Origin of the sequence: Ruegeria sp. Ofav3-42 (assembly GCF_022347725.1) — a bacterium.
Lineage (GTDB): Bacteria > Pseudomonadota > Alphaproteobacteria > Rhodobacterales > Rhodobacteraceae > Ruegeria.
In genome coordinates this window covers 61,717-74,108 of the sequence record NZ_JAKRGB010000011.1, presented here as the reverse complement: position 1 = coordinate 74,108, position 12,392 = coordinate 61,717, and the positions used below count along the sequence as shown (strand labels likewise).

The 12,392-nt window shown below is 57.9% G+C and carries 10 protein-coding genes; 6 read left to right on the top strand and 4 right to left on the bottom strand.

Features of this window, described 5'->3' with window-relative positions; all coding sequences use genetic code 11:
* Positions 1 to 125 precede the first annotated feature (125 nt).
* The gene (locus MHN28_RS16345; RefSeq protein WP_239343646.1) at positions 126 to 1,511 is read right to left on the bottom strand and encodes a dipeptidase; all 1,386 of its coding nucleotides are present in this window, start codon (positions 1,509 to 1,511) and stop codon (positions 126 to 128) included.
* A gap of 335 nt (positions 1,512 to 1,846) precedes the next feature.
* On the opposite strand from MHN28_RS16345, the gene hemA reads away from it, so the two are divergent.
* The 4 genes from hemA (at position 1,847) to MHN28_RS16325 (ending at position 6,559) form a co-directional block, all read left to right on the top strand.
* On the top strand, positions 1,847 to 3,070 hold the full coding sequence (gene hemA / locus MHN28_RS16340) for a 5-aminolevulinate synthase (RefSeq protein ID WP_239343645.1): 1,224 nt from the start codon (positions 1,847 to 1,849) through the stop codon (positions 3,068 to 3,070).
* A gap of 129 nt (positions 3,071 to 3,199) precedes the next feature.
* Positions 3,200 to 4,414 (top strand): helix-turn-helix domain-containing protein, encoded by a 1,215-nt coding sequence (locus MHN28_RS16335; RefSeq protein ID WP_239343644.1) that lies wholly within the window; start codon positions 3,200 to 3,202, stop codon positions 4,412 to 4,414.
* Between the two features lie 70 nt (positions 4,415 to 4,484).
* Positions 4,485 to 5,606 (top strand): flavodoxin-dependent (E)-4-hydroxy-3-methylbut-2-enyl-diphosphate synthase, encoded by a 1,122-nt coding sequence (ispG, locus tag MHN28_RS16330; RefSeq protein WP_239343642.1) that lies wholly within the window; start codon positions 4,485 to 4,487, stop codon positions 5,604 to 5,606.
* Positions 5,607 to 5,731: 125 nt separating this feature from the next.
* A complete protein-coding gene (locus MHN28_RS16325; RefSeq protein ID WP_239343640.1) occupies positions 5,732 to 6,559 on the top strand; it encodes a hypothetical protein in 828 nt (275 codons plus the stop codon).
* 81 nt (positions 6,560 to 6,640) lie between these two features.
* On the opposite strand, the gene MHN28_RS16320 is transcribed toward MHN28_RS16325, so the two are convergent.
* Genes MHN28_RS16320 through MHN28_RS16310 form a run of 3 tightly spaced genes read right to left on the bottom strand, consistent with a single transcriptional unit; the run spans position 6,641 to position 9,907 of the window.
* Positions 6,641 to 7,711 carry an agmatine deiminase family protein gene (locus MHN28_RS16320; protein ID WP_239343638.1) on the bottom strand — a complete coding sequence of 357 codons (1,071 nt, stop codon included), beginning with the start codon at positions 7,709 to 7,711 and terminating at the stop codon, positions 6,641 to 6,643.
* Positions 7,712 to 7,769: 58 nt separating this feature from the next.
* A complete protein-coding gene (locus tag MHN28_RS16315) occupies positions 7,770 to 8,528 on the bottom strand; it encodes a DsbA family protein (RefSeq protein WP_239343636.1) in 759 nt (252 codons plus the stop codon).
* Positions 8,525 to 9,907: a M48 family metalloprotease gene (locus MHN28_RS16310; protein WP_239343634.1), complete on the bottom strand. Its 1,383-nt coding sequence runs from the start codon at positions 9,905 to 9,907 to the stop codon at positions 8,525 to 8,527. Before MHN28_RS16310 ends, MHN28_RS16315 begins: the two co-directional genes overlap by 4 nt.
* Here MHN28_RS16310 and MHN28_RS16305 point away from each other — a divergent pair.
* The gene (locus MHN28_RS16305) at positions 9,906 to 11,069 is read left to right on the top strand and encodes a pyridoxal phosphate-dependent aminotransferase (protein WP_239343632.1); all 1,164 of its coding nucleotides are present in this window, start codon (positions 9,906 to 9,908) and stop codon (positions 11,067 to 11,069) included. The genes MHN28_RS16310 and MHN28_RS16305 overlap by 2 nt on opposite strands.
* Before the next feature lie 66 nt (positions 11,070 to 11,135).
* Complete coding sequence (locus MHN28_RS16300; RefSeq protein WP_239343631.1) at positions 11,136 to 12,356, top strand: N-acetylmuramoyl-L-alanine amidase; 1,221 nt, start codon at positions 11,136 to 11,138, stop codon at positions 12,354 to 12,356.
* Positions 12,357 to 12,392: the final 36 nt, after the last annotated feature.

The following is a 12,392-nucleotide window of genomic DNA, read 5'->3' as shown; positions in this document are numbered from 1 at the left end:
GGGGCTTTGCCCCCGCCGCCTTCGGCGACTCCCCCGAGGTATTTTCAGCCAGATGAAGCAAGAGATCCTTACTTCATCTGGCCTCAAATACCTCGGAGCGCGAGGCAGAGCCTCGCAAAGTGTTTTTACTTGTTCAAAGCATCCAGAATGCGCGCCCATGAGCGGATGCCCTTGTGGAAGCTTTTGACATCATACTTTTCGTTCGGCGAGTGGATGGCGTCGTCGTCATTGGCATACCCAACCAGCATGGAATCCAGTCCCAGAACGCTGTCGAAATAGCCAACCACTGGGATCGAGCCGCCCATGCCAGTGAAGACGGCCTCGCGGTCCCATTCATCTGATAATGCGCCGCGCGCGGCTTCGAATTCTGGACGGTCGAGGTTCATGACCGACGCAGCCGCACCTTCCAAATCGTTGTCCCAAACAACTTTCGCGTCAGGTGACAGGCGGTCTTCGACGTGTTTGCGGATCTTGTTGCGCAAGGAATCGGGCTCCATGTCGCCGACGAGACGGCAGGTGATCTTGCAGTGGGCTTCGGACGGAATCACGGTTTTCGAACCCGCGCCGTTGTAGCCGCCCCACAAACCGTTCACTTCCAGTGTCGGACGCGCCCATTGCTGCTCCAGTGTGGAATATTCTTTTTCACCATGCGGCTGCGAATAGCCAACGGAATTCAGGTATTCCGCTTCATCAAACCCGCAGTTTTCCCACTGGCGAAGTTGCTCGGCGGGCACTTCGTGCACACCTTCATAGAACCCTTCTACGGCCACGCGCCCTGTTTCGTCGTCATAGAAGGAGGCGACGATTTTCGACAACTCACGCAGCGGGTTGAGGCCAGGGCCGCCGTAGTGCCCGGAATGCAGGTCGATGCGCGGGCCGACGATGGTGAACTCATCCTTGAGCATACCGCGAAGTTGCGAGGCGATGGAGGGCACGCCGCGTGAGACCATCGAGGTATCGCAGACCAACGCAAGATCAGCCTTCAACTCGTCCTTGTTGGCTTCGAGGAACGGCACAAGTGAGGGCGAGCCGGATTCTTCTTCGCCTTCGAAGAAGAATGTGATGCGGCAGGGCAGGGTGCCGTGGATCGCTTTCCACGCGCGGCAAGCTTCAACGAAGGTCATCAACTGGCCTTTGTCGTCCGACGATCCGCGGCCGCGGATCACCTGTCCGTTTTCGGTATCTTCCAGTGCCGGATCGAACGGGTCGCGGTTCCAAAGCTCTAACGGATCAACGGGTTGGACGTCGTAGTGACCGTAGAACAGGACATGAGGTCCATCGCCTTCTTCACCTACATGGCCAACGACCATCGGATGGCCCGGGGTTTCGCGTTTTTCGGCTGCGATGCCAATGCTTTGCAGGTCGGCCGCAAGCCAGTCTGCGGCCTGGTCGACCTGCTCTTTGTAAGCGGGGTCGGTCGAGATCGAAGGGATGCGCAGAAATTCCATCAAACGGTCAATGGACGTGGGCAGATCGGAGTCGATCCTGCTCAGAACAGCGTCAAGCGACATGGGCTTCTCCTGAATGTATTGAACTGGTCCGGAACCTATCAGTACCGGCAGCGTCGTCCAGTGCGTATCGGCGGGTTTTGGAGTATACTATCGGAAACGGGATGTATGCTGTGGGGAAGGCCTGCGTCGTTTCCTCGCGTCTGATGGCCGTAACTTTACTTGTCCGAGGGCAAGATCAGGGATAATTGATGCAAATCAAAGTTGCGACTCCAACAATGCCGATAGGCAAGGTATTCAAGGGGAAGCAAAACCGCAGGGACAGTGTGCTACGTCATCTGGGGGAAAAAAGGGTCCGGCAACCAACAGGTCAATACCGGGCACAGAAGGAGAAATCGGTGGACTATACTGCTCAGCTCGATTCTGCGATCGCCAGGCTGCATGATGAAGGACGTTACCGGACCTTCATTGATATCGAACGTAAGAATGGTCATTTCCCGCATGCCGTACGCACGCGCCCCGATGGGTCGCAGCAGAACATCACCGTATGGTGCGGCAACGACTATCTGGGCATGGGGCAGAATCCTGTAGTTCTGAACGCCATGCACGATGCTGTTGACGCGGCTGGCGCGGGCTCGGGCGGTACGCGCAATATCTCGGGCACCACCGTCTATCACAAACAACTTGAGGCCGAACTTGCCGATCTTCACGGCAAAGAATCCGCGTTGCTGTTTACAAGCGCCTATATCGCGAATGACGCGACGCTCAGCACTCTGCCCAAGCTGTTCCCCGGTCTGATCATTTATTCTGACGCGCTGAACCATGCCTCGATGATCGAAGGTGTGCGCCGCAATGGCGGTGCCAAGCGCATCTTTCGTCACAACGATGTCGCCCATCTGCGTGAGTTGCTTGAGGCCGACGATCCAAACGTTCCCAAGCTGATCGCGTTTGAATCCGTTTATTCGATGGACGGCGATTTTGGCCCGATTGAAGAGATTTGTGACCTTGCCGACGAATTCGGCGCGCTGACCTATATCGATGAGGTTCATGCGGTTGGCATGTACGGTCCGCGCGGTGGCGGCGTGACTGAACGTGACCGCCTGGCGCATCGCATCGACATCATCAATGGCACACTCGCCAAAGCCTATGGTGTGATGGGTGGCTATATTGCTGCCAGCGAAAAAATGTGTGATGCCGTGCGCTCTTACGCGCCGGGCTTTATCTTTACGACCTCTTTGCCGCCGTCGGTTGCTGCCGGTGCTGCCGCGTCGGTTGCGTACCTCAAGGGTGCGCAGGAGCTGCGGGAGCAGCACCAGACTCAGGCCAAGGTTCTTAAGCTGCGTCTGAAAGGCATGGGCCTGCCGTTGATCGACCATGGCAGCCACATCGTGCCGGTGATTGTCGGCAACCCGGTGCATACCAAAATCCTCAGTGACAGGCTGCTGGATGACCACGGAATCTACGTCCAGCCGATCAACTTCCCGACCGTCCCACGCGGGACAGAGCGCCTGCGGTTTACCCCGTCACCGGTCCACGGACCGGGTGAGATGAACCGTTTGATCCAGGCTATGGACGAACTTTGGTCACATTGTGCGCTAAATCGCGCCGAACTTGCAGGTTAACCTCACGCCAAAGTGTGCAATGCAATTGTCGCGTGTTAAGCTTACGCTAACAAAAGATACGCACGAATCGTTATGGGAGCGATTCGTCGTTAGCGTGTAAGGCGCACAAGGCAGAATGGGGCAGCAGGAATGATTGGGCGCAGATCACAGCGCGATTCCGAAGACAACACTGACGTCCGGCCAAAGGGCTACGACGACTACGAGGTGCGGCTTGGCGACAGGATGCGCGGCGAGCGCGCGACCATGGGCAAGTCCCTCTTGGATGTTCAGCGCGAATTGCGGATCAAAGCCAACTACATCGCTGCCATTGAAGACGCCGATCCCGACGCGTTCGACACACCCGGCTTCATCGCCGGGTATGTGCGTTCTTATGCCCGGTATCTGGGAATGAATCCGGATGATACTTTTGCCGCGTTTTGCGCGGAAAGCGGGTTCGAAGTTGCTCATGGCATGTCGGCCGAAGCTTCGGTTGTACGCAAACCGTCCGGTGCTTTGCCCTCGCGCGGCCCGATGGGGCGCGATCCGTTTATCTCACCGAACACTCCGTATATTCCGGGCAGGGAATCTCTGGTCAGCCAGATCGAACCGCGAGCGATCGGGTCTTCGCTGGTCTTGCTGGCAGTGATCTGCGGCATAGGGTACGGCGGGTGGGCCGTTCTGAACAAAATTCAGCAGGTGCAGGTCAGCCCCGTGGAACAAGCGCCCGTTGTTCTGTCCGATCTCGATCCGCTGGACGCTGCCCGTGGCACAATCGAGGTAGCTGACGCACCGGAAACTACGGTCCCAAGTGCCGAAGCGCTGGATCGTCTCTATCGCCCGCAGGCCTTGGATGTTCCGGTTCTTGTGGCACGCGATGCACCGATTTCCACACTAGACCCGCGTACCGTCGGTACTTTCCGCCCACCAGAGCCACCCAAGCTTGAAGTGGCCGAGGTGCACACTGTTGAGCGTCCGGCATTGCCGCAAGTGGTTGAGCAGGTTGATACCTCGCTGAAAATCGTGGCCGTTGGACCTGCGTGGATGCGCATCCGTGCTGCGGATGGCAGCGTTCTGTTCGAGGGCACCTTGGGTACGGTCGAACAGGGGAATACGTTCGAGATTCCCTTGACTGAAGAACCGCCGCAACTGCGCGCGGGGGCTTCGGGGGCCGTCTATTTCTCGATGAACGGAGAGCACTATGGACCGGTCGGTAAGCCCGGAACCGTGACCAAAGGCGTTGTTCTGTCCAAGGACGCAGTCGCCGAACGCTATGAGGTCGCCGATCTTGAGGCCGAACAGAACAGTGCGCTCAAGCAGTTGGTCGCCGAGCTTCAGGCGCAAGTCACAGAAGCCCCGGCCGAGTGATCTGACCATTGCGGTGCCCGGGTAGGCGAACTATTTAAGACCCAACTCAGGCAGCTTTGGACCCATCCTCATGTCCCTCAATCACGTCCGCCCGTGGCGCAACATCTATCGCCGCAAATCTCGCCAGATCATGGTCGGGAATGTTCCGGTCGGGGGCGACGCGCCGATTGCGGTTCAGACGATGACCAATACTCTGACAACGGATGTGGCAGGGACCGTAGCCCAGGTTCAGGCTGCAGCCGAGGCGGGTGCCGATATCGTTCGGGTGTCGGTCCCGGACGAGGCATCGTCGAAGGCACTGAAAGAAATCGTGCGCGAAAGCCCGGTTCCCATCGTGGCCGACATCCATTTCCATTATCGCCGAGGCATCGAAGCCGCCGAAGCCGGGGCCGCCTGCCTGCGGATCAATCCGGGCAATATCGGCGACGAAAAGCGTGTGAAAGAGGTCATTAAGGCAGCACGCGACCATAATTGCTCGATCCGTATCGGCGTGAATGCCGGCAGTCTGGAAAAGCACCTGCTTGAGAAATATGGCGAACCATGCCCCGACGCTATGGTCGAAAGCGGGTTGGAGCATATCCGGATTCTGCAAGACAACGACTTTCACGAGTTCAAGATCAGCGTGAAAGCCAGCGATGTCTTCTTGTCGGCGGCTGCTTACCAGGGAATTGCCGAGGCCACGGATGCGCCGATCCACCTTGGTATCACCGAGGCAGGGGGGCTGGTTTCAGGCACCATCAAATCTGCTATCGGATTGGGTAATCTGCTGTGGATGGGTATCGGAGACACGATCCGCGTCAGCCTGTCCGCTGATCCGGTCGAAGAGGTCAAGGTTGGCTATGAGATTTTGAAATCTCTGGGCCTGCGCCATCGTGGTGTGAACATCATCTCGTGCCCATCCTGTGCGCGGCAGGGCTTTGATGTGATCAAGACGGTCGAGGAATTGGAGCAGCGGCTGGAACATATCAAGACGCCGATGAGCCTGTCGATCATCGGTTGCGTGGTGAACGGTCCGGGTGAGGCGCTGATGACCGATGTGGGGTTCACAGGCGGCGGGGCAGGGTCCGGCATGGTCTATTTGGCAGGTAAGGCCAGCCACAAGATGTCGAACGAACAGATGATCGAGCATATCGTCGAAGAGGTCGAAAAGAAGGCCGCCGAACTGGATGCGGCGCAAGAGGCTGCGGAATAACCGGCTGGCGACGCCCATCAAAAAACGCTTTCCTTTCAATTCCGTAATCCCAGCCAAGGCTGAGAATAGTCAAAATTGCGCCCTATTTTCCCTCCACAACACGCTAACGTTGTTTGGAGGTATTGATGATTTCTCTTAAACGACGCCTGTATCGTGAGCGTCGCAGATTTATCGTAATTGCTTTGATGACATTCATTGCCGGGTTGGTGGCCGGTATGAATGACGACCGCATCGTGTTCGGAATACCGTTTCAGCTGGCCTACGGTGCAGCATTCCTATTGCTCTTGACGCCAGTGCTGATGGCAATCGCTCTTTTCTTCCCGGCCGTCCGCATGGCAACGGAATCTGTAGCGTTTTCGTTACCGATAATTTGCATCTATTTGGCTATCGGAAAAACCGACAGCAGCTTTTCCGAGTTTTTCTTTATTGTCGTCGCTATTATGTTCTGTCAGTTAACGTTCTCTGTCTACGGAGGGGGGTGGTTGGATCGCTTTCTTCCTTCCCGAAAAAGAACCTTTCAGAGCAAAGTCCGAACGCGTTTGACGCCTGAGGAAGTTTGGCCATTCCTCGTTGTGACGCCCGATACGGTTGATACCTACGGAGACGAAAATACAGTGTCGATTGAATGGCGTAAACCGGGCGTCAGTTTTGTAGAAGTCTCACAGATTGATGACTTAACTCGAGTGGAGGAATTGCAGGTTATTGAGCAGTTCGAGCCAAACGCCCAGTTTCGTGTTCGCTTTGAAGCGCTCAGTGCAAAGAAAGGCACAAATGGTTCCAGTGGGACACTGGAGCGGACGTTCCAAAAGATATCTTTTGGAACTGCCCTTCAGACCACGCGCAGCTTTGACTACATGTCGCCAACCGCTAGTTTTCGTATGTGGCTGGATGACGGGTTTGCTCGGTTTGATGACAAGTACGTAGCACGGGCTGAGCAAATGTCCGGTTTGTAAAAACTCTGATTTTAGTGTGGTTTACACCGGGCGATTGATCCGCCCGGGGCTCTAAAAATTTGTTCGGTATAGGTCAGGAAACTACACGGCGGGCATCTGCTGCGTGGCGCAGTGGATGCCACCACCAGACTCTCCCAAAACATCGACGTTCAGCGATACGATATCTCGTCCGGGATAGTGCCGGGCCAGTGCATCGCGCGCGATTGCATCGGTTTCTTGGTCGCCAAACTGCGCCATCACAACGGCACCGTTGCAAATGTAGTAATTTGCATAAGATGCCACGAATTCCGGGTCTCTTACACGCGGTTCAAAGGGTTCGGGAATGACGTCGACCTGCAAGCCTTCGGCAATCAACCGGTCATATGTATCCAGCGCGGCCAGGTGGAAAGGGTCGTCCATTTCGGGTTCATCCGGCAGGTTGACCAGTACGCGGCCTGGGCCGGTGAAACGCGCCAGGCTGTCGATATGGTAATCGGTTATGTCTTCTCCCCAAACCCCCTCTGACCAGATCATTCGGTCTGCGCCATAGGCGGCCAGCAGTTTGGCTTCGATTTCGTCGCGGGACTGGCCGGGGTTGCGATTGTCATTCACCCACGAGCTTTCGTGGGCCATCAGCAGCCCGTGACCATCCTGCTCAACACCCCCGGCCTCGCCATTCAGGCCCGAGGGCAGCAGCGGCAGACCCAAACGCTCGGCCACCCGAGCGGCGACGCGACCGTCATGTTTATGCACCTGTTTGCGGCCCCAGCCATTAAACTGGATCTGGCGGATCGCCATCTCTCCGCTGTCATTAACCAGAAAAACCGGGCCAGAGTCCCGGCACCAGAGGTCTTCGGTCGGAACATCCCAAAGTTGGACCGACGCTGACAGTTTCCTGCGTGCAGCCTCATGGTGTCCGGCTGCAGCCAGCATGGTCACCGGTTCGAAATCCGAAATCGCATTGGCAATGTCGGCAATTGTCTGCTGCATCATGTCGAGAAGGTAGGAGTCACCATACACTTTTCGGCTGACCGGCCATTGCATGAAGGTCCGTTGATGACGGGCTTCCTCGGCCGGTACAAAAAGACCCGCAGCGGGTTGAGCAAAAGACTGACCTGTAAAACCCATGACACCCAACGCCGCACCGGAAAGCAAAACATCCCGTCGGTTCATCCCGGATCACCTTTAAAAAGTTGTTAGGAGCACCCCTTCCTGAATGCTCCATAGTTTGTCAGCCTTGTTCTGCGCGCACGCCATTGGCGATCTGCTGCAGCTGATCGGCAGGCAGGAAGCCGCGCAGCATTTCGGTGCCCAGAACGAACGAAGGCGTCCCCGAAATCTGCATGCGTTGCGCAAGCGCGCGCGTTTGGTTGATTTCGTCCGTGACCTGTTCGCTGTCCATCGCCGCGATGATTGCATCGCTGTCCAGCCCGAGTCCGTCGGAAATGCGGCGCAGCGAGACTTCTGAAGGTTCGCCGGTGAATTCCAGCAGCGCGTCGTGTACCTGCTTATAGGCGTCGTCGCCCGCCACATGTTTGGTTGCGACTGCGAAACGTGAGGACAGAACCGAGGCCTCACCCAGAATCGGGAACTCTTTGATCACAAGACGGATGTTGCCGTCCGCTTCCAACAGGGTAGCCACTTCGGGGACAGCACGGCGGCAATAACCACAGCGGTAATCCATGAATTCGACCAGCGTGATGTCACCCTCGGGGTTGCCTCCGACCCAGCTGTAGCCGTCATTGAACAACTCGTCGGAATTGGCTGCGACCAACTCCTTGTCCACCTGGGCTTCGGCTTCGGCGTTGCGCTGTTCCAGAATATTGATGGCCTCGATGATGACTTCGGGGTTCTCCAGAAGATACTCCCGAACCTGCGCGCCGAACTGGTCTTTTTCGGCGTCGCTCATCGTGCTCAGGTCCAGCGCCTGAACGGGTCCTGATATCAGGGAAAGCCCCAGAAGGGCCGGTGCAGCGTGTCTGAGGATCATTTCCGTTTCCTTTTCTTTTTCTTCGCTCGTTCCGAGGCAATCAACACATCCTGTGCCCGTTGCCAACCGGGTGAGCCCTCGGGCAATTGCCCCATCGCTCGTTTTGCATGAATCCCCGCATCTGCCAACTGGCCTTGCAAGGCATAACGTTCCGCGGTCACAGCCGAGGCCATGCCGTTATTTCCAACCTTGGCATACGCGACCCCAAGATCCTGCATCAATCGCGCATTGCGATAATCCCGTTCACGTGCTTTTTCAAGCACTTGTAGGGCGTTCTTCGTGTGACCCTGTGCCAGCAGGGCGCGCCCGTACCCCGCCAGTATAAGGGCGTCGTTCGGAGCCATCTCAACCGCTCGTCCATAGGCATCAACAGCCTCGGAGAATTGACGATTTTCCAGCAGAATCTGCCCTTTAAGTTCATAATAGAATGGATCGTCCGGCCGGATTTCCAGTGCTCCGTCGATTGCCGCGCGTGCGCGGGCCAGATCGCGGTTTTGGTGGTAGGCTGCGGCTTGACGCATCAGCCGAATGTCTTCGGCGCTTTCCTCTTTGGCCCTGCGCATGGTCCAGTTTGGTGAGCGGAGGAATGCCGACAACTTTCCTTTCACCCGCGCGAACCAGTAATCGGCGTTTGGGTTCGGAAGTGCGTGGTCGCTGAACTCGCCCATAAACGCCTCAGCGGCGCGCAGACGTTCGCGGCTGGTGGGGTGGGACCGCATATAGGGGTCCTGGTTGGCGGTACTCAGCAATTCCTGACCTGCAAATTTTTGGTGCAGGGCAACCATACCGCTGGGCGATATACCTGCCGCCCTGAGGTAGCTGGCCGAACTGCGGTCTGCCGAGGCTTCTTCGGCCCGCGTGTGTCCCAGAAAACTGCGCAGCGCCGATGCTGATGTTCCTGCGGCGATACCGGCCGCAGCCTCGCCACCCCCAGCAGCGGCCACGATCAAGGCCAAGGCCGTACCCATCTGCGCATTGCGCTGTGCCGCGCGCATATTTTCAACCCGGCGGGCCAGGTGACCGTTCGCGATATGGGCCGCTTCGTGGGCAATCACGGCCTGAAGCATCTCGGGGTTTTCGACGGTCAGGATCAGCCCGTAGTTTACGTAGATAGCATTGTAATCAATGACAAAGGCGTTGAACGTACTGTCATTGACGACGAGTATCCGCACACGGTTGGTGCTCAGCCCGGCGGCGCGCAGGATGGGAAAGGCGAGTTCACGTAGCCCGTGTTCGATATCCGGGTCCCGGATCAGGCTTTGGGCGTTGGCCTGAAACGCGCTGCCCATCCATGTTGCCGCCACCAGCAACAGGGCCGGGATTGACGCCAGCCTGGATACGCGTTCAAAAGCCATGGCTGCAACATGGGAGATGGGCATGAGAAACTCAACCCGGTCCGGGGTCGATCCCTTTATCGTGATGGACGTGATGGAGGCCGCGCGCCGTGCTGAAGAGGCGGGGCGTCACATCATCCATATGGAGGTCGGACAGCCCGGAACCGGCGCGCCCAAGGGGGCCGTCCAGGCGTTGGCCCATGAGATGGAGCAAGGTCCCTTGGGCTATACTGTCGCTCTGGGCCTGCCCGCGCTGCGTCAACGGATCGCACGGCTGTATGGCGAGTGGTATGACGTCGACCTGAACCCGGAGCGCGTCGTGATCACCCCGGGGTCGTCCGGTGGGTTTCTGCTGACCTTCACCGCGCTGTTCGACAGCGGCGACCGCGTGGGAATCGGTGCGCCCGGCTACCCGTCGTACCGGCAGATTCTGAAGGCACTGGGGCTGGTCCCGGTAGACCTGCCGACCGCGCCCCAGAATCGGTTGCAACCCGTGCCCGCCGACTTTGCCGGGCTCGACCTGCAGGGCCTGATGGTGGCGTCGCCTGCCAACCCCACCGGCACCATGCTGGATCATGCGGCGATGGGATCACTGATCGAGGCCGCGCACAGGCAGGGCGCGTCGTTCATTAGTGATGAGATTTACCACGGTCTGGAATATGAGGCCAAAGCGGTCAGCGCATTGGAGTTGACGGATGAGTGCTATGTAATCAACTCGTTCTCCAAGTATTTCTCGATGACCGGATGGCGCGTTGGCTGGATGGTCGTCCCCGAGGATCAGGTGCGCGTGGTTGAGCGGATCGCCCAGAACATGTTCATCTGCGCTCCGCACGCCAGTCAGGTGGCGGCTCTGGCAGCGATGGATTGCGATGAAGAGTTGCAGGGAAATCTGGATGTCTACCGCCGAAACCGCGAATTGATGCTGGATGGGCTGCCCAAGGCCGGGTTCACCAACATCGCACCTCCTGACGGGGCATTTTATGTCTACGCCGATGTCTCTGACCTGACAGATGACAGCCATGCATTTGCGGCTGAGATACTGGAAAGCGCCGGAGTCGCCGTCACGCCGGGGCTGGATTTTGACCCGTTGCGAGGTCACACGACGTTGAGGTTCTCTTACGCCCGGTCAACGGCAGACATCGAAGAGGGGCTGCAACGCCTTCAGCGCTTTATGACGGAACGCGGCGCAATCACAAAACAGGCCTGAGTCGTTCACAACACGGCCCGGATGCGATAGGGTGCCAGACAAACGATCTCGGGAAAACTTGAGGCCATGAGCAGGATTATCTACGCCATTGCGCTTTTCTGGGCGCTGACAACTGCTGCTGTCGCGCATGACTTCAGTGCGCTTGCGCGCATCTTGCCGGATGATAGCCGTATTGTCGACGAGGGCCGGGCGGGGGTGCGGATAGATCTTGGTCTCAGCCAAGGTGTGCCTTATCGCGTGTTTACCCTGCAAGATCCGTACCGAATGGTGCTTGATTTTCAAGAGGTCGACTGGACCGGGCTGGACCGCGACGCATTCCTGCAGAGCGACCGTATCAGTGGCGTTCAGTTCGGCGCTTATGTTCCGGGTTGGTCGCGAATGGTTCTGGACCTGGGCGCGCCCTTGGCCGTCGACAGCGCTGAGATGCGGATCGATGAAGCAACCGGGGGTGCGCGTCTGTCGCTGAGCTTGAAGGGGACGGATTTCGATACATTCGCAGAGAGCTCTGGTGCGCCCCGTCAGCAAGGGTGGGACTTGCCGGAGCCGGCGGTTACGCCTGCCGTTCCACGTGATGGCTCTGCCGGTGCATTGCGCGTCATGCTTGACCCTGGCCATGGCGGTATCGACCCCGGGGCCGAGGTCGAGGGGACAGATGAAAAGACCTTGATGTTGACCTTCGCGCGCGAACTGCGCGAGCAATTGCTGCGGACCGGTGGGTTTGAGGTGATGTTGACGCGGGTCGATGATCAGTTCGTCTCGCTGGAACGGCGCATCGCGCTGGCGCACCGGGCTGGCGCAGATGTCTTCATCTCATTACACGCGGATATCCTGTCTGAAGGGCGGGCGCATGGTGCCGCAGTCTATACGCTGTCGGACGAAGCATCAGATGTGGCCAGCGACAAACTGGCCGAGCGACATGATCGCGGTGACCTGATTTCGGGGATCGACCTGAGCGGCGCGGATGATCAGGTGGCGGATGTGTTGCTGGATATCGCCCGACAGGAAACCAAGCCGCGAACCGATGCGCTGGCGCATGCGCTGGCCGATGGCATGGCCCAGCGGGGCGGGCCAATGAACAGCAGACCGATCCGCACGGCTTCTTTTTCGGTCCTCAAGGCGGCTGATATCCCATCGGTTCTGGTTGAACTTGGATTTCTGTCCAGTCCCAGAGACCTGAAAAACATCGAAAACCCGGAATGGCGCTTGGGTATGGCGCAAGGCATTGTGGATGGTCTGAAGAAATGGCGGCAGGACGACCTGATCAAGCGATCCCTGATTGGACAGTGACCCTGCGACGCAAACCGGCTATTATTGGCCATCGTG